The sequence below is a fragment of the Levilactobacillus bambusae genome (assembly GCF_003124125.1).
Taxonomy (GTDB): Bacteria; Bacillota; Bacilli; order Lactobacillales; family Lactobacillaceae; genus Levilactobacillus; species Levilactobacillus bambusae.
Genome location: NZ_QCXQ01000002.1, coordinates 649,745 through 665,722, shown reverse-complemented (window position 1 = coordinate 665,722; position 15,978 = coordinate 649,745). Strand labels below are relative to the sequence as shown.

17 protein-coding genes and 1 CRISPR repeat array (1 of these 18 running past the window's edge) are annotated in these 15,978 nt (G+C 46.2%); of the genes, 8 read left to right on the top strand and 9 right to left on the bottom strand.

The window, feature by feature from the left end; all coding sequences use genetic code 11:
• A CRISPR array of direct repeats spans positions 1-236; the repeat unit is 28 nt; unit sequence GTATTCCCCATGCATATGGGGATGATCC; it reaches 220 nt to the left of the window's first position.
• A gap of 64 nt (positions 237-300) precedes the next feature.
• Entirely contained in the window at positions 301-930 is a 630-nt protein-coding gene (locus tag DCM90_RS06015; RefSeq protein WP_109250426.1) for a hypothetical protein, read from the top strand.
• 163 nt (positions 931-1,093) lie between these two features.
• Here the strand turns inward: DCM90_RS06015 and DCM90_RS06010 are convergent, their stop codons facing one another.
• On the bottom strand, positions 1,094-2,263 hold the full coding sequence (locus DCM90_RS06010) for a DUF2075 domain-containing protein (protein WP_109250552.1): 1,170 nt from the start codon (positions 2,261-2,263) through the stop codon (positions 1,094-1,096).
• Positions 2,264-2,570: 307 nt separating this feature from the next.
• Here DCM90_RS06010 and DCM90_RS06005 point away from each other — a divergent pair, with 307 nt between their 5' ends.
• A complete protein-coding gene (locus tag DCM90_RS06005) occupies positions 2,571-3,509 on the top strand; it encodes a metal ABC transporter solute-binding protein, Zn/Mn family (RefSeq protein ID WP_109250425.1) in 939 nt (312 codons plus the stop codon).
• Positions 3,510-3,719: 210 nt separating this feature from the next.
• Here DCM90_RS06005 and DCM90_RS06000 read toward each other — a convergent pair whose 3' ends face one another.
• Positions 3,720-4,526, bottom strand: coding sequence for an SDR family NAD(P)-dependent oxidoreductase (locus DCM90_RS06000; RefSeq protein ID WP_109250424.1), 807 nt, complete (start codon positions 4,524-4,526; stop codon positions 3,720-3,722).
• 117 nt (positions 4,527-4,643) lie between these two features.
• On the opposite strand from DCM90_RS06000, the gene DCM90_RS05995 reads away from it, so the two are divergent.
• Both DCM90_RS05995 and DCM90_RS05990 read left to right on the top strand, forming a co-directional pair.
• On the top strand, positions 4,644-5,219 hold the full coding sequence (locus tag DCM90_RS05995; RefSeq protein WP_109250423.1) for a TetR/AcrR family transcriptional regulator: 576 nt from the start codon (positions 4,644-4,646) through the stop codon (positions 5,217-5,219).
• An 86-nt stretch (positions 5,220-5,305) separates the two neighbouring features.
• Positions 5,306-6,031, top strand: a complete 726-nt coding sequence (locus DCM90_RS05990; RefSeq protein ID WP_109250422.1) for a TatD family hydrolase — start codon at positions 5,306-5,308, stop codon at positions 6,029-6,031.
• Between the two features lie 104 nt (positions 6,032-6,135).
• Here the strand turns inward: DCM90_RS05990 and DCM90_RS05985 are convergent, their stop codons facing one another.
• From DCM90_RS05985 to DCM90_RS05970, 4 genes are all read right to left on the bottom strand, one after another.
• Entirely contained in the window at positions 6,136-6,720 is a 585-nt protein-coding gene (locus DCM90_RS05985) for an ATPase (RefSeq protein WP_109250421.1), read from the bottom strand.
• A 1-nt stretch (position 6,721) separates the two neighbouring features.
• Complete coding sequence (locus DCM90_RS05980) at positions 6,722-6,907, bottom strand: hypothetical protein (RefSeq protein ID WP_109250420.1); 186 nt, start codon at positions 6,905-6,907, stop codon at positions 6,722-6,724.
• A 192-nt stretch (positions 6,908-7,099) separates the two neighbouring features.
• Positions 7,100-8,287, bottom strand: coding sequence for an NADH-dependent flavin oxidoreductase (locus DCM90_RS05975; RefSeq protein WP_109250419.1), 1,188 nt, complete (start codon positions 8,285-8,287; stop codon positions 7,100-7,102).
• Positions 8,288-8,381: 94 nt separating this feature from the next.
• The gene (locus DCM90_RS05970; RefSeq protein ID WP_109250418.1) at positions 8,382-9,728 is read right to left on the bottom strand and encodes an MFS transporter; all 1,347 of its coding nucleotides are present in this window, start codon (positions 9,726-9,728) and stop codon (positions 8,382-8,384) included.
• 155 nt (positions 9,729-9,883) lie between these two features.
• On the opposite strand from DCM90_RS05970, the gene DCM90_RS05965 reads away from it, so the two are divergent.
• On the top strand, positions 9,884-10,588 hold the full coding sequence (locus tag DCM90_RS05965; RefSeq protein WP_109250417.1) for a dihydrofolate reductase family protein: 705 nt from the start codon (positions 9,884-9,886) through the stop codon (positions 10,586-10,588).
• 38 nt (positions 10,589-10,626) lie between these two features.
• A complete protein-coding gene (locus DCM90_RS05960) occupies positions 10,627-11,220 on the top strand; it encodes a TMEM175 family protein (protein ID WP_109250416.1) in 594 nt (197 codons plus the stop codon).
• 66 nt (positions 11,221-11,286) lie between these two features.
• Here the strand turns inward: DCM90_RS05960 and DCM90_RS05955 are convergent, their stop codons facing one another.
• Complete coding sequence (locus DCM90_RS05955; RefSeq protein ID WP_109250415.1) at positions 11,287-12,168, bottom strand: LysR family transcriptional regulator; 882 nt, start codon at positions 12,166-12,168, stop codon at positions 11,287-11,289.
• A 128-nt stretch (positions 12,169-12,296) separates the two neighbouring features.
• Here DCM90_RS05955 and DCM90_RS05950 point away from each other — a divergent pair, with 128 nt between their 5' ends.
• The gene (locus DCM90_RS05950) at positions 12,297-13,166 is read left to right on the top strand and encodes an aldo/keto reductase (RefSeq protein WP_109250414.1); all 870 of its coding nucleotides are present in this window, start codon (positions 12,297-12,299) and stop codon (positions 13,164-13,166) included.
• Positions 13,167-13,258: 92 nt separating this feature from the next.
• Here the strand turns inward: DCM90_RS05950 and DCM90_RS05945 are convergent, their stop codons facing one another.
• Positions 13,259-13,864, bottom strand: a complete 606-nt coding sequence (locus DCM90_RS05945; RefSeq protein WP_165815228.1) for an NAD(P)H-binding protein — start codon at positions 13,862-13,864, stop codon at positions 13,259-13,261.
• A gap of 161 nt (positions 13,865-14,025) precedes the next feature.
• Between DCM90_RS05945 and DCM90_RS05940 the strand changes: the two genes are divergently transcribed.
• The gene (locus DCM90_RS05940) at positions 14,026-14,448 is read left to right on the top strand and encodes a MerR family transcriptional regulator (protein ID WP_109250412.1); all 423 of its coding nucleotides are present in this window, start codon (positions 14,026-14,028) and stop codon (positions 14,446-14,448) included.
• A gap of 476 nt (positions 14,449-14,924) precedes the next feature.
• Here DCM90_RS05940 and DCM90_RS05935 read toward each other — a convergent pair whose 3' ends face one another.
• On the bottom strand, positions 14,925-15,956 hold the full coding sequence (locus tag DCM90_RS05935) for a zinc-dependent alcohol dehydrogenase family protein (RefSeq protein WP_109250411.1): 1,032 nt from the start codon (positions 15,954-15,956) through the stop codon (positions 14,925-14,927).
• Positions 15,957-15,978 lie beyond the last annotated feature (22 nt).

Here is a 15,978-nt window from a genome sequence, read left to right as displayed (position 1 = left end):
AGAACTAGTGTATGAGGCCATTGAAGTATTCCCCATGCATATGGGGATGATCCCGCGTGGTGGGCTTCATCTACGAAGATGATAGCGTATTCCCCATGCATATGGGGATGATCCTAACGCTCTCGCTGCTTTTGCGGGCGGTCTGCTGTATTCCCCATGCATATGGGGATGGTCCCGTCAGTGAGTTCAACTCAAATAACCCGCATAGGTATTCCCCATACATATGGAGATGATTCCTAGTCGGTTCTAACTGTCCAAACACTGATGACAAAAAAGCTGTACATATCAGGAGTGGAAAGTATGAAAAAAATATCAGTTATCGTAGTTTCACTTACCATAGTGCTTATTTTAGGGGGGTGTGGAAACTCAACCACATCATCAAAAAATGATAGTAGTAGCAAGAAATACAGCGAGGCATCATTATCTAACAAAAAACAGGTCAAAAAGGACTCTAAGAAAAAGAGTAAAGGTGAGTCAGAATCTAAGGCTAAAGAAAGTAGTAAGATGGCAACTAAAGAGGTTACATCTCAAAGTGAAACGGCAAGTAGCACTTCTAGCTCCAGTACTGTCTCATCCAGCACAAGTTCTGATCCATCTAATGGGCCAACAACATTAACAGCATTCCTTAATGAATACGGTGAGTCACCTGCCCTTTATAAGTCAGAACATTACGGTATGTCAATCAAGGATGCCCTAATAGCTACCCCAGACTACCTGGAGACCTCTGGAGAGAAGCAAACAGAGTATGCCTTGACACATGGCTATGATACTGATGGAACTGATGATTCTAACGATACCGACTCATCATCTTCTTCGGAGGATGATTTTGCCAAGGCTGATAGTGACCACAATGGTACTGTGACAGTTACAGGAGATCACGGTGGCGATGTTGAGGTCAATCGCAACGGAAACGTTGTCAGCGAAGAATAGCTAGTATTCCCCATAAATATGGGGGTGATCCTTACACATACACACAGCGCGACTTGTATTCCCCATATCCATGGGGCCAATTTCAAGAATGTTTCACATGAAACATCACCAAAAAAAGCGACTTTCCACCACCAAATGGAAAGTCGCTTTTTTACATTCTGTATTAATCGCCGTGTTTCCCTAACTCCAGCAGTCGCTTACGCAGTGCGTCATCGTACGCTGTCAAATAGAGCCCATATTTACCGCGCTTCATGAGAACGTTTAGGACGTTAGCGATGAAGACTTTATATTCTTCCTCGGTGAACTTCCGGTCCTTCCGCTTCTTGAAAATTTCCTTGTGGGAGTATTTTTCAGGAATGATGGTCATGGTATCTGTTTTGGCATCGTAACCAAACGATGGGCCGATGATCATGCCGACGTAGTTTAAGTCAAAACCTTGAAGGGTGTAGATGGTACCGACTTGGGTGATGGAACCTTCCCGTTTAGCCCATGGGGTACGTTGGGGATCCCATTCATCCCAGGGGAGGCTGAAGGTATCCATCTCAACGTTGTGGCGGCCGTCAATTCGGGGGAACCCAGACGTGGCGACCATCCGACTCATGCCGACTTCTTGGTTGCGGCTTTTAATTGCGTCAAACATATCCCCGGCTTTATCAAACACCTTAAACTCAAAGTCGCTGTCGTAGGGGAAGGGAGTCATCGGTTTTTCCGCGGTGAGGTCGTTCATCCAGTCGACTTGATCGTCGCTGGCGACCATCCGATATTGGAAATCCATTTTAAACAGGTGGTAGGGGTGCTTGCCAATCGTTTTAAACAGCAAGTCCTTATCCCAGTACATTTTAGATTGGAAGACCTGTTCAAAATCATAAACGACGACTACGACTTTTGCGAGATCCATCAAATCAGTGAGCTGATTTTGACCGCGGTAGTGCGCATAGGGTTCCGATTTTGAATACAATAAGTGGGCCTCATCCACAAAAATAATGTCGTATTTCTTGTGATCCTTCTGGGCGTGGTTAATAAGGGCGGTCGGCCGCAAAATGGATTTGACGTTCATGTTTGGGATGGCCGAACCCATTTCCCGGTAGGCCTTATACAGTTCGGGGTGGTTCACCACCAAGGCCGTTTCGTAGCGGCTATCCGTCATGTATTGACGAACGAGTTCCATTAAAACAACGGACTTTCCGGTTCCCGCGGCGCCTTCAATGATGGCGACAGAGTGTTCCTTCTGGTTCAGCCCCTGTTTAATGTACCCGTTGATGTCTGTAATGACCGCCTTTTGATCGTCAGATAGGTCATCAACAAAAAACTGGGCCTTTAAAACTTTGTTCATTTCTTTCATGTGGGTCACCTCATAAGTTAGTTTCGATCCCGTAAAACAGTCATGGTCTATTATAGCAGTTCTCGCTAAGCGGGAATGGTGAATGTGAAGACCGACTAATCAAGCTATCTTGAAGGCCCAAAAATGATCAAAGAATCATTAACTTAGTCTCCGGTTTTAAAAAAAGATTGACAGGGGCAAGAATGACCGGTAAATTTAAATAGTAATGATTACTATTTAAATCGATAGTAGGTGATGCGCCTTACAACGTTAATTGGTGGGTTAACTTGGATTTAAACACATAGGAGAGGTTAGAATCTTGAAGAATAGACGAAGTGGACTGCGGTGGTTAGGACTTATAGGTTTGGTTGTTTTAATCGGTGCGCTATTAACGGCGTGCCAAAATGGTAAACGAACCAATCAAGCGGCGACGAAGGACAAACTTAAAATTATCACGACAACCGATTTTTACGGTGAAGCCGCTAGAGCGGTTGCGGGCAATAAGGGGACGGTGACGGCCGTGATTAATAATCCAGCGGTGGACCCCCATGATTATGAACCCACGTCGAAAATTGCCAGTGAAGTTAGTGACGCTAACGTGGTTGTCGCTAATGGGCTAGGGTACGATTCCTGGATGAACCGGCTAGCCAAGGATGGCAAAGGCCGCTACGTTAAAATTGGGGAAACCGTCATGCATAAAAAAGCGGGTGATAACCCCCATATCTGGTATGATCCGACAACGATGCCGAAGTACGCCAATTACTTAGCCGATCAACTCGGTAAAATTCAACCTCAAAATAAGGCTTACTTCCACAAAAACGCTCAGAAGTACGTTCAATCATTAAAGCCAATTAAGACACTAATGGCGCAGTTAAAGCAGCAGGCCGCTCATCGAAAAACTACGAACCAAGTTTACGTCAGCGAGCCAGTGTTTGACTATGCGATTAACGCCCTGGGGTATAAAGTGGGCGATAAAAACTTTGAGGCGGCCGTTGAACGGGGAACGGATCCGGCCCCTAAGGAGATTGTGGCAATGCAGAATGGCATTAAGCACCGGCAGATTGCCTTCTTCGTGGATAATAAACAGGTTTCAAATCAGAACGTCGAGGCACTGGTTAAAACGGCTCAGGCCAGCAACGTTCCCGTGTTAAAGGTGACGGAAACGTTGCCGAAGGGGATGACGTATAAGTCATGGATGATGTCGCAGTATCAGGACCTAAGTCAGATTTTGACGAAGCAGGATCAGGCTGTAAAGTAGCGAAACGTTGAAGGAACAATCAAGTTTGCTAAACTAAATCGTTTATTAACTAGCGCAAGTTCAACTTATTTTCCTCAAGGGAGGGATTCTTGAACTTGCGCTTTTAGATTTAGGAGCAGTCCACTAGCGTCACTGTCTTAAGGACGATCATTGACGGTGATTAACAAACTCGATTGGGTATAAATTCGGTTGTTAAAGGTGTGGTTTACCTTAATTCATCATTCGCTTTGCAAACCAATCTTGAAGTCGGTACCCAAGCTTGGGGGACGATAGATGCATCATTATCCGATCCGTCCGGGTAATTTGGTAGCGAATTTTTGGGTGTTTAGACAAGGCAGCCTTAGTAATGATTTGGGCGACTTCTTCAGCGGTTTGGGAGGCCTGAGTGATCGTTTGGGCCTGCTTTTCAGCTAGCCGGCGGTAGGGAGAATCAGGCTTTGTCGTCTTTAAAAGCAGTTGGTTAGTCACGTTGGCCCAGTTTGTTTTGGTAATCCCGGGCTCTACAATAACGACTTGAAGGCCAAACGGAGCCAGCTCTAATCGAAGAACGTCGCTCATCGTTTCCAGTGCGTGCTTTGAGACGTGGTACCATCCTGCAAGTTGCGTGTAACTTTGACCGGCTAATGAAGACACATTAATGATTCGCCCGAATCCCTGAGAACGCATTGTGGGGATGAAACGTCTAGTCAGATCCATCGTTCCGAATACGTTCACATCCAGTTGGTGTTTGGCCGCATCGGAATCCACTTCTTCAAGAGCCCCAAATAGACCGTAACCCGCCGAATTCACGATCAGATCGATCCGGTGAAACCGAGATAAAACAGCATTGGCAAACGCCTGGTTACTTTCCGGGTCCGTAATATCTAGCGAACGGGTAATTATCCCCATTGAATTAAGCTCAGAATCATTGATGTGCCGGGCCCCGCCAATGACCTGGTAGCCAGCACGTTGAAGTTGGAATGCCGTTTGCTTGCCTATGCCTGATGAAGCACCGGTAACGACTGCAATTTTTTTCATTAATATTGGTCTCCTTTTTATCGATAGAACTATCGCTAATAACACGGGACGAATTATAAGCGATAGTTCTATCGCCTGTCAAGCAAAAACCGGGTATAATCTACTTAGAGGTGAACTATGAAATTAAAAAATGAACAGTTACGACAGAAAATCTTACTGGCAGCAACTACCCTCATTATTGCAGAGGGGATTGAGGGAACCTCAACGGTGAAGGTGGCTAAAAAGATTGAGATGTCGCAATCAAATATCTATTCCTACTTTAAGAATCGGCAACAATTATTGCTTGCGGTGTTCGACTACCATCAGCACCTGTTAATTGAGGCACTAGCCCCCAACTTAACCAGTTCCCTAGCTCCCGTGGAACAAATTAACCAGCTGATTTTGGGCCTCCTACAATTTGGACAGACCCACTTTGATACGATGCGAATTATTGCTATTTTTCGGGCGCAGCCAGCGATACGGCCGGTTCTTCCCAAGGTGTCTGATGATCCCTTTTTTAATGAGCTCTTTCGCTTGATGCAGCAGTATCAGCAAGAAAAAATTGTTAAACCAGTTGCTGCTGAATTTTTAATGGAAGGTGTTTTTTCAATTGTAAATAATTATTTGTTAGCAATCTCATTAGATGAATTAAAATCAAGGGAACTATCGGTTGATGACGTTGCTTTATTAGCGGTCGACTGGTTATTAGTTTAATCAAACGAGTAAAAATGGATGAAATGAAATCTGGACTGAGCCGGATTCTTGGATGATTTGCATGAGCCAGGGGGGAGGAATGCATCATGCTACTTATTGATGCTCACACGCACATTGAAACCGACGATATGGTGAACCAATTGCAGCAAACTAACAGTTATGCAACCCTGAATTGTGCGTCACCAGTTGAGTTTAAACGGAATCTCAGTTGGACGCTGGGATACGACCGGATAAAATTGAGCGCAGGAATTCATCCTTGGAGCGTAGAGTCTGTTACCTGGTCGGCAATGCAACCGATCATGGCTCAAGTTCCCGTAATTGGTGAAGTTGGGTTAGATAACGTTTGGACTAAAAATTCCGTTGTGCAGCAAAAAAACGTGTTTGAACATCAATTGGCCTATGCACGTGAAGTAAGTAAACCGGTTATTATTCATACGAAGGGCCTCGAGCTGGAAACCTTGAAACTCCTGAGAAAATATCCGAATACTTATTTCATCCACTGGTATTCTAGCCCGGCTTACGTTTCAGAATTCTTAAAGTTGGGTTGTTACTTTAGTATTGGGCCCTCATTTGCAACCGAAGCAAGTGTGAAACAGCTGATCCAACTGGTGCCACGGGAAAAAGTTCTTGTGGAATCTGACGGTCTTGAAAGTCTTGCGTGGGCGCTGGATCAACCGGTTGATATTAATGACTATCAACCATTCATGATCAAGATGATTCAAACTTTAGCTGATCGGCATCACATATCAATTGACGCAATGGGACAACAGTTAGTGGCAAACATAAACCGGTTTTGGCAAGGACAACCGTAAAAATGTATAAATTTATTTACATGCAAGACTAGTAAAAAAATAACCCTAACCATAAAAACTGATTAAAGAATCAAGTTTTTATGGTTAGGATTATTGACGTATGGTTAATTTAGATGTGATAATCTTTGATCGATCCAAGGGAAATTTTTTAGATCATCTTGAATCGTTTGTCCGTTCTCACGAGCGTAAACTTTAACAAATCTATCTGTATTATCATAAATAATGACTTTATCGGCTTTCGAAGCAATGGTGAATAAATTACGATTAGATTGTTGATAACGCAATGCAATTGTTTTTGTCGGAATCCCGTGACCACCTCGACTAACTCGATTTTGAACGCGTTCAATTGCGGTGTTGGCACTGTCCAGTGCAACATAGAGTAGGGTCACTTTAAATCCATTTTTATGAGCCTGGTTGATTAAATTAAGTTGGGCTTTTCCGGTACCAGAAAGGGTCGTTTCTTGATGAATACTTAGTTTTTCAGCTAATGCGGCATGCAATTGCTTTACTTCTTCACGCATTGCTTTAAAGTTATCACTATTTTTTCGCCAATCACCATGCATTTGATGTAAGATTTCGTCAGCATTAATTCGTTTGGTATGAGCAAATAAATTTGGCTGAATTTGAAATAGGGTACTTTTACCCGCTCCATTTACTCCGGCAATAATAATATATTCGGTCTTAGTCATTTTAAATGTTAAATCCTGGTTGTTTGAGTAATTCCTCCTGCCGTTTATCTAAAACGTAAGTATACAGGGCGTTATAAACCTTACGCTTATCGGGATCAGGATCATATAGTGATTTTTCGAATAGGTCTTGTAAGTCTTGCCGTTCAGGATTTTTTAAAATATCTTCCATTTTAGTTTGGTTTGTCATTATAACGGCTCCTTTAGTAGCAAATTTTGACCAACGTCTAGTTATTTCTTACGTAGCTTATTCTACCAGATAACTCACTGTTTGGATTCTAATTTGGGAGTAAAGGGATTCGGTCATTAGTGGCAAACATAAACCGGTTTTGGCAAGGACAACCATAAAATAAGCTCCAGANNTCTGGAGCTTATTTTATGGTTAAAGTTTCTTTTCTACGCCTTCCATTGGTGCGAGGGTGTTTTGGTACGTTTGAACGGGATCATCATCCGTCGTAAAGTGCATGACGGATTTAAAGGACGTCGTAAGGTAGACCTGCATAACGGATGGAATCGCGAGTTCGTCCATGTCCGCGGGACTTAACTTGGTACGGATGCTTTCAACGTCACCGGCAGCGATCTTTTGGACCCACTGAGGTTCCCGGATAAGTTCGCGTCCGACGGCCACTAGGTTGGCGCCATCCGCTAGAACGGACTCAGCGTCACTTGGGCGTTCCACCGAACCCACGCCGATTAACGGAACCACATCCTTAGTGACGGCGGCAAACTGGGAGATCAGCGTCTTGGTGTTCGTTTTATCGTTTAACGATGTCCGCTGGTAGCTGCCCATGGAGAGGTGGATGTAACTAACCTGATCCTTAATTTGATCGACAAAGTAAAGGGAGTCTTCCAGTCGAATTCCAGGGGTTTCAATTTCCTCAGGGGAGATTCGGTAGCCCACTAAAAATTCGGCGTTGGCGTACTGGGCAACGGCGGTATGAACGGCCCTCAAGACTTCGCGGGCAAATGTCATTCGTTGATCCCGGTCGCCGCCCCAACCATCTGTCCGTTGGTTAGAGTTCTCGGAGAAGAACTGTTGGAGCAGGTAGGTGTTGGCACCGTGAAGCTCGACCCCGTCAAACCCAGCGAGAATGGCACGTCGGGTTGCGTCACCAAAGTCAGTAATAATTTGGCGGATTTCCGGATCGGTGAGGGCCCGGGGCTCCTCTGAATCGGGTGGGTAAACGGCTGCAATTGCGCTGGCACTGACGGGCTGCTCTCCCCGTAAAATTTTGTGGTTTGACTTGCGCCCCGCGTGGAAAATCTGCAGGACGGCCTTCGTTCCGTTTTGGTGGATTGCTGAAGCGAGTTTGGTCATGCCGGGAAGCATGGCGTCGCTCGCAATGGACAGTTCACCTTCAAATCCCTTTCCAGAGTCACTAACGTTGGCAACGCCCGTAATGACCATTCCAGGGCCGGCAGCCCGGGCGGCGTAGTAGTTGATTTCATCCGTGGAAATCATGCCGTTATAAAAACTGGTCATGGTCGTCATTGGTGACATCACAATCCGGTTTTTCAGGGTTACCCCGTTGGCAAACTGAAATGGTTTTAAAAATTGGTATTCTGACATGGTATCGCTCCTTAACTTTGATTGATGCCACTAGTATAAAGTAAGGATTTGGGGAAACAAGTACGCACTTTGAGGTGCCCTTAACCATTATTCATTAGTGAGATGATTTGGTGCCGGGGACTACCAAGCAGAGGACGGCAACTAGTGCAATTAACATTAGTCCGGCGACCACTAACATGCTGGCATCGTATTGAACCACAAAGGGGCGTAGGGTTCCCGTTAAAGCGATTGTTAGTGATAATCCAATGGATCCGCCAATTTGATGAACCATGTTGACGACTCCCGAAGCGGCACCAGTATCCTGTGCCGGGGTGTTGGCAACCCCGGCAACCGTCAGCGGACTCAGGGACAGACCCTGACCAATCCCGATGATGACCATGGGGATGGCAATTCCCAGCCAATAGTTGGGCCAAACGCGAAATAGCTGAAGGGAGAGTAGTCCAATCAACGTGGTTGAGACACCAATCACCAGCAATTTAGTGTTTCCCCATTTTTGGGTGAGCGATGCCACACGCAGTGCCACAATAAAGTTGAAAATGGTTAACGGGAAGAAAGATAACCCAGCCTCTAAGGGGGTAAAGGCTAAAAGCCGCTGTAAAATTTGGGGTGTGAAATACCAAAAGGTAATCATGGCGCCCAAGTAGAAGAAGCGTGCGATGTAACCACCGAGGCGTTCTCGATCGGTAAATAAGCGCAGTGGCATTAACGGTGACTTTGCGGTTGCCTCACGAATGATAAATAGACCGATTAAAATGACAGCCATCATAAAAATAATTAACTGGTGATTTCTACCGACTAAACTGTAGACAAGCGCCAGCATCCCCGTTACGGACAGTAAAACGCCGATTAGATCCAATGAGCCCATTTGGGTTGGGGTTTGGTGAAGGAATTGGGATGAACCAATTAGCATTAAAACGGCAATTGGAACGTTAATGAGAAACCCAACCCGCCAAGTTAGGAGACTGGCAAAAAGCCCACCGATGACTAGGCCCAGACTGGCACCAATTCCGGCGGTTGCCCCATAATAGGCAATTGCCTTGGTTCGTTGGAAACCGGAATAAGTATCCATGAGCAGTGCCAGGGTAGTAGGGGCCAGAATGGCGGAACCAATTCCCTGAAACGCCCGAGCGGCAATGATCCATAGGTCAGATTGGGCCAACCCAACAAGGAGTGATCCGAGACCAAAAATTATTAGGCCAATATTGAATAGTCGTTTTCGCCCAAAAATATCACCGGCTCGACCACCGAAGAGTAAAAAGCCGCCAAAGGTGAGTGAGTAAGCGTTGGTAACCCAAGAAAGTTCGGTCTGAGTGAGGTTAAGCTCCTGAGCAATTTTAACGGTTCCCGTGAAAACAACAGAATTATCTAATAGAATCATGAAGTAACTAAGCAAAATGATGGGCAGGACGATGCCAAAGCCTTGTGATTTCTTTGTTGTCAAATGAATGACCTCCTCTTATAAAAATGACAAAGGGAAGCATAATCCTTAAAGTTCACTTTAAGGCAACCCCGTTTTTTTAAACCACAATCACTTGACTTCGAGTTCACTCGAACGTGTACCATTTAATAAAACAGGAATTATTGAGGAGGAATTTGATGGAACGCGCAAAAGTCATCGTCCATATGTATGTCTCCATTGACGGTAAAATTGATGGTGAATATGGGAGCTCAGCCTCTGGGGCCTACTATTCAGACGAGCTGTTTCGGTTAAGTCATGCGGATGGTAACGGCCGACAGACGATTCAACTATATGCGGCACCGGCCCAGATTGATTTAACGGCGTATGACGCCACGGGGATTGAAAAGACCGATTGGATTCCAGACGTTCAAGCAGAAACGTGGTCGGTGGCGTTCGATCGAAAGGGTGTCTGTGGTTGGGAACAAAATTACTTTGAGTACAACGGCCATCAAATGCGGGCGATCGAAGTTGTTACCAAGCAGGTCAAGCGCGAATACCTAGCGTTTTTGCGGTCGATGAACATCCCGTACCTGGTATCCGGCGATCAAGATTTTGATTTAAACGAGGTCCTCATTAAGTTGAAGAACGACTTTGGAATTGACACCTTAGCGTTATGCGGGGGCGCCCGAATTAACGGGGCGTTTTTAGCGGCCCACCTAGTTGATCAGATTTCGCTCGTGATCGCCCCATACGTGAACGGAGATAACCCGGTCAAATCGGCGTTTGATACGGCGGGTGAGTTCGTTAATGATCGGTTTGCCATTGAAGACGTCAAAAAGTTGGCGGACGGCGGCCTGCATTTGATTTTTAATAAGCAAGAAGCAAGCGGGAGTGGCGCCTAAGTGGTACGCTGAAATTAATAGTTTTGGAGGTTGACGTTATGAGTAAGGAACGATTATTAGCCTTTACGGATGCCGTGTTGGCGATTGTCATGACCATCTTAGTCCTCGACTTGCCCCAGCCGAATCAGGCAACGTGGGAAGCCATATGGGATTTACGGGAAAGCTACCTTGCGTACGTGATTTCGTTTTTTGGTTTGACCATTATGTGGAATAATCATCATAATATCTTTCAATTGGTACATCACATCAACGGTCGGGTCCTGTGGGCCAACACGTGGATGCTCTTTGCGGCGTCGCTGTTTCCCTACACCACCAGGTTCGTTGAGGAACATTTCTATTCGTTTGTTGCGGAACTGGTCTACGGACTAGTCTTTATGTTCCTGTCGCTGGGATACTTTGCGGTCTATTACGCCCTAATTAAGGCGGATCCGCAAAATAATTCCCTCCGGTACGCCGTTAACCGGCACCGTAAAATTGTGCTCGACTTTACCATTAAAATTGTGGGAATCATCATTGGGTTCTGGTTCCCACCGGCAATCTTATTAAGCACGATCATCGCCATGAGTATTTGGGTTATACCAGAACGGCGGGCGGAAATTGTGTTAACCAATAAAACGGATTCCGATCAATAACTGGTCGGAACCCGTTTTTTATCCGTTGCTAATGTTTCATGTGAAACAAAACAGTGGCAGGCCTGATTAGTCAGGATTATTGGGCCATTTTTGAACCATTTGCTCAATAATTGGTGTTACCACGGCCGCTTGAGATTTGAGATAGTTAGCGTAGACCACCATATGGGCAGCCGAATCACTGATGGGGACTTCAACGCGGCTATCATCCTGGGTGATCCGATGCTTAAACTCTGGGGAAAACTTAGACAGGTTGGTACTAAAAAAGGGAAAGTCAGAATACCGGGTAATTTCTGAAAAGGAATCGGGTTGTTGTTGGTAGAGAAATTTAGCGTTAGGAATGTGGTGCTCAATTAGCATTATCCACGGTCCAATATCAGCTAGGACGAGAAAACTCAAACCGGTTAGATCTGAAAAGGTCACGTCTGGTTGGTTGGCCTGGTACATAAATTGGTTGAGGTTAACGGATAGGGATTCAACGCCAACGTAGCGCGAATCGACTTCGGCAGTTAAAATTTCTTGATTGGATAGGACCAGTGTTAATTCACGGTTATTCAGCAAGTCTGGGATGGATTGGGTTTGTAAGTGTGTGTCCAATCGGATCGATTCGGGCAGCTGGGAACGAAAGCGCTTCAGCATGACCAATGGGCCGGGAATGGTTGCGCCAACTTGAATGACCCGCTGACTTTGGGCAAAGTTTTGAATCTTGTCAACGGCGTACTGGTTGGCCGCAAGGATTGCCGCAGCTTCTTTGGCTGCGAGTTTTCCGGTCTCGGTTAGACTAATTCGGTTAGGATGGCGGTTAAACAGTTGAACGCCTAAGTCGGCTTCTAACTTTTTCATTCCGCGTGTTAGGGTCGGCTGAGTGACGTGCAGTTTGTCAGCCGTTTTAACCAACGTTTGGCTTTGGGCAAATACAGCCAGTTCTTCCCATAGGTAATTATCGATCATGGTTTCAACTCCTCAGTATACGTTGTGAGTATACTAGCATGCGTAAATAGTCATTTTCAAGTGGGGACCTTGGCCCCATAATGAATCCATCAATAAATAAACTTATCTAACAAAGGAGATCTTTAACAATGACAACTATTCCAACGATTCAATTAAATAACGGGACTGACATGCCACAATTAGGCTTTGGGGTATTCCAAGTCCCAGATTTAGCTGAGTGTGAGTCGGCCGTTTCCGCGGTCCTGGAGGTAGGTTACCGGTTAATTGATACGGCAGCGGCCTACCAAAATGAGGAAGCGGTTGGTCGCGCCATTAGTAAAAGTAACGTTAACCGGGAAGAGATTTTTGTGACATCTAAGCTGTGGGTATCAGATTTCACCTACGACCGGGCCAAGGCCGGGATTAATGCTTCCTTACGACGGTTGGGATTAGATTATATTGACTTGTACCTGTTGCATCAGCCCTTTGGTGATACGATGGGTGCTTGGCGGGCATTAGAAGAAGCCTATCATGACGGTAAAATTCGGGCCATTGGAGTGTCGAATTTTGCGCCGGATCAATTAAAAAACCTTGAACTGACGATGACGGTAAAACCGGCTGTTAACCAAATTGAAGTCAATCCATGGCATCAGCAGCCACAAGCCGTTGAGTTTAACCAAAGCGAGAACGTTCGGGTGGAGGCTTGGGCTCCGTTTGCGGAGGGAAAACACGAGATTTTTAAAAATGCGGTCCTCACCCAAATTGGCCAAAAATATGGTAAAACTACTGGTCAGGTTATCTTACGCTGGTTGCTTCAACGGGGGATTACGGTCATTCCTAAGTCGGTCCACCGGAATCGGATGGCGGAAAACATGGACGTGTTTGACTTTAAGCTAAGTGTGGCCGATATGGCAGCCATTGGTAAGTTAGATAGGGAAGAAAGTCAGTTCTTTGACCACCGTGACCCCGCTGCAATTGAACAAATTTTTGGTTCCAGTTTAAAACAACTACGTCATTAAGGGCGGCCACAACGACGCTGGTGTGTCGAATAAATAAGCAAGGGCGATGAAATTGAATGCATTTCATCGCCCTTACTTTAATTATCGGGATGTTAGGATCCCACCCGATTAATTCCCAGACTTTCCCGGGCCCCAAGTTGTTTGTCGGCTAATAATCGGTTAACCAGGTCGGCAATGCTATTGATGGAGACATCGTGGCCGCCAAAGGGGTCACCTTTATGGGTCACTTCATAATTATTGCTGCCGTTATCAAACCAGCCGGGCCGAAGAATCGTGTAATCAAGGTTGGAAGCCTCAATGAGATCGGCAGCGGTCCGGTAGGGCTGTAACATGGGATTGTGTTCAAGATTCCCGTTCGCACCCACCGAAGCGGGAATTTCATTGTAAATCCCCATGGAGGTAATAAAGATCAAGCGGGTCACATTTGTTTGTTCCATGGCGGTAACGATTGATTGGGCAAACTGGTCCATGGGGCCGCTCAAGGCAACAAATACCGCATCCTGATTCTTTAGGGCCACCGCTAATTCGGCTGGCTGGAGAACATTGCCGTTAATCGCTGTTTCACGCGTTGGATCAATCGTAAGTTGTGTGGCCCGCCGTGAAAAGAGGGTCAGGTAGTCATCCGTTTTAGACAGTAAGGTTTGGTGCACGGCATCCCCAATGGTTCCGGTCGCCCCAATAATTAAAACGTTCATCAAAAATCCTCCTTAAGGTTAATTGGGATTAGCATAAACGTTCGAGTGGACTTCAAGTCAAGTTGTTTACCCGAATAAAATTTGGGGGTTCACTTGCCTTAAAGTGAACTTTAAGGGTTAGACTGACTTTATTAACCAGTAATGAAACGAGGGAGCGATTGTAGATGACTATTAAAGAGGCTAGTGAACTAACGGGAGTTCCGTCAGCCACCATTCGGTACTACGAAAAGGAAGGGTTGATTCCCGCCATTGATCGAAACGAAGTGGGGGTGCGCCAGATTGACGACCGGATCATCCGGCGAATCAACTTTGTTAAAACGATGCGGGCTGCGGGAATGGGGATTGATATTCTGCGGCGTTACATTCAACTGTTTGACGCTAAGGAAGATAATGAAGTTCAGCAGCGAGAGTTGCTTCAGGAGCAGCTGGCGATCATGGAAGAAAAGCGGGACGACCTTCAGTTTGCTATCGATCACCTGACCTTTAAGTTAGAAAACAGGGCCCACATGGAAAATGCCGAAGCAGAGTTGCGCCAGCTGGAAAAACAACACGAGGAAAAAGGTGAACGGGGTGGAGACGAAAACTAAAGCTAGCTGACCTAAGTCGAGGTTGGGACATTAGGCCCGCTTCGCTTAGAAATTCGACTCTTGCTGCTTGGTCCGAAAGCCTTTTATCCTTAATAGGATGCTTTCGGACCAGTAGTTACGGGACAGGGTGTGGAACCGCTCGGTAGATCTTGAGGCTTAACGGGGGCATCGAAAAATGCTGATCTTAGGCATTATTCGATGACCTGGTTAAACGCAGAGATCTGAGCGGTGGAGCCCGACTAAAAGGGTGTGGAGATTCTCGTTTACTTTTGAGGATTAACGGAGCTCATAAAAAATACTGGGTTTTAGTATTATTTGTGAGCTTGGTTAACCGCAGAAAGTTGAGAAGCGGAACCTGACTAAAGACAGACCACAACCAAATAGGGCAAAGGACCAAATCCGATCAAAATACAATCGAACCTGGTCCTTTACCCTATTTGGCATGGCCTGAACGTCTTATGTCCCTACCACTAAGATTAATCAAAAACTAACAGTGACTTAATTGCTTTTCGCTGGTCCATGGCATCGTAAGCTTCCTGAATTTGGTCTAACGTGAACCGTTGAGTAAAGACCTTGCCGGGTTGAATCTTACCGGATAAGACGGCATCCAGTAGGGTGGCTCTATCGTAGGTAGTGACGGCCGCAATCCCACCCCGTAAACCGGTGTTATTCCAGAACAGGTTATTGGTGTTCATATTAGGATTTTGGGGAATGCCAACCCGGCCAACAACGGCGCCGGGACGCCCAACCTTTACGGCAGTATCAACGGATTGTTCCGTTCCGACACACTCTAAGACGGCGTCAGCACCGTGATCGGTGATGGTCATGACGTGATCAACCGCTTCATCGCCCCGTTCAGCAACAATGTCGGTCGCCCCAAATTCGAGTGCCAGTTTTTGCCGGTCTTCGTGCCGACTCATCGCGATAATTTGCTTTGCCCCCATTAATTTGGCGGCGATAACGCCACAGAGTCCAACGGCGCCGTCGCCCATTACGACTACGGAACTCCCGGGTTTGACTTCGGCAGTAAAGGCGGCGTGGTAACCCGTTGCCATGACGTCGGCTAGGGTAACCAATGAATTGAGCATGTCGTCCGTGTAGTCCTCGGGCTTACCGGGAACTTTCACTAAGCCCCAATTAGCGCTTGGGTAGCGGACGTATTCGGCTTGATAGGAGCTGGCCCCAGATTGATGATTCAAGCAGTTGCCGTCAAAACCAGCCCGACAAGCCGCACAGTGGCCACAACCATTGGTGAAGGGAACGATCACAAAATCGCCGGGGTGAACGTTCGTGACGTCCTGACCAACTTCTTCGACCACACCGATGGCTTCGTGGCCGGCTTGGGTGTTGGGGTCCCTTGGGGTTAAACCGCGAAACCACCAGAGGTCCGACCCGCAAACGCTGGCCCGCACCACGCGGATAATGGCGTCATCGGGGGTTTCGATGGTGGGTTTATCAATTTCTGTCATTTCCATTTTACCGGGTTTTACAAATATTGCTGCTTTCAAAAGTCAACACTCCTTAACGTTA

Excerpts from the sequence above, each read along its gene's own strand:
- DCM90_RS06015 (WP_109250426.1), top strand. The coding sequence starts at position 301 with ATGAAAAAAATATCAGTTATCGTAGTTTCACTTACCATAGTGCTTATT.
- DCM90_RS06010 (WP_109250552.1), bottom strand. The coding sequence starts at position 2,263 with ATGAACAAAGTTTTAAAGGCCCAGTTTTTTGTTGATGACCTATCTGAC.
- DCM90_RS06000 (WP_109250424.1), bottom strand. The coding sequence starts at position 4,526 with ATGAAAAAAATTGCAGTCGTTACCGGTGCTTCATCAGGCATAGGCAAG.
- DCM90_RS05995 (WP_109250423.1), top strand. The coding sequence starts at position 4,644 with ATGAAATTAAAAAATGAACAGTTACGACAGAAAATCTTACTGGCAGCA.
- DCM90_RS05990 (WP_109250422.1), top strand. The coding sequence starts at position 5,306 with ATGCTACTTATTGATGCTCACACGCACATTGAAACCGACGATATGGTG.
- DCM90_RS05985 (WP_109250421.1), bottom strand. The coding sequence starts at position 6,720 with ATGACTAAGACCGAATATATTATTATTGCCGGAGTAAATGGAGCGGGT.
- DCM90_RS05980 (WP_109250420.1), bottom strand. The coding sequence starts at position 6,907 with ATGACAAACCAAACTAAAATGGAAGATATTTTAAAAAATCCTGAACGG.
- DCM90_RS05975 (WP_109250419.1), bottom strand. The coding sequence starts at position 8,287 with ATGTCAGAATACCAATTTTTAAAACCATTTCAGTTTGCCAACGGGGTA.
- DCM90_RS05965 (WP_109250417.1), top strand. The coding sequence starts at position 9,884 with ATGGAACGCGCAAAAGTCATCGTCCATATGTATGTCTCCATTGACGGT.
- DCM90_RS05960 (WP_109250416.1), top strand. The coding sequence starts at position 10,627 with ATGAGTAAGGAACGATTATTAGCCTTTACGGATGCCGTGTTGGCGATT.
- DCM90_RS05955 (WP_109250415.1), bottom strand. The coding sequence starts at position 12,168 with ATGATCGATAATTACCTATGGGAAGAACTGGCTGTATTTGCCCAAAGC.
- DCM90_RS05950 (WP_109250414.1), top strand. The coding sequence starts at position 12,297 with ATGACAACTATTCCAACGATTCAATTAAATAACGGGACTGACATGCCA.
- DCM90_RS05940 (WP_109250412.1), top strand. The coding sequence starts at position 14,026 with ATGACTATTAAAGAGGCTAGTGAACTAACGGGAGTTCCGTCAGCCACC.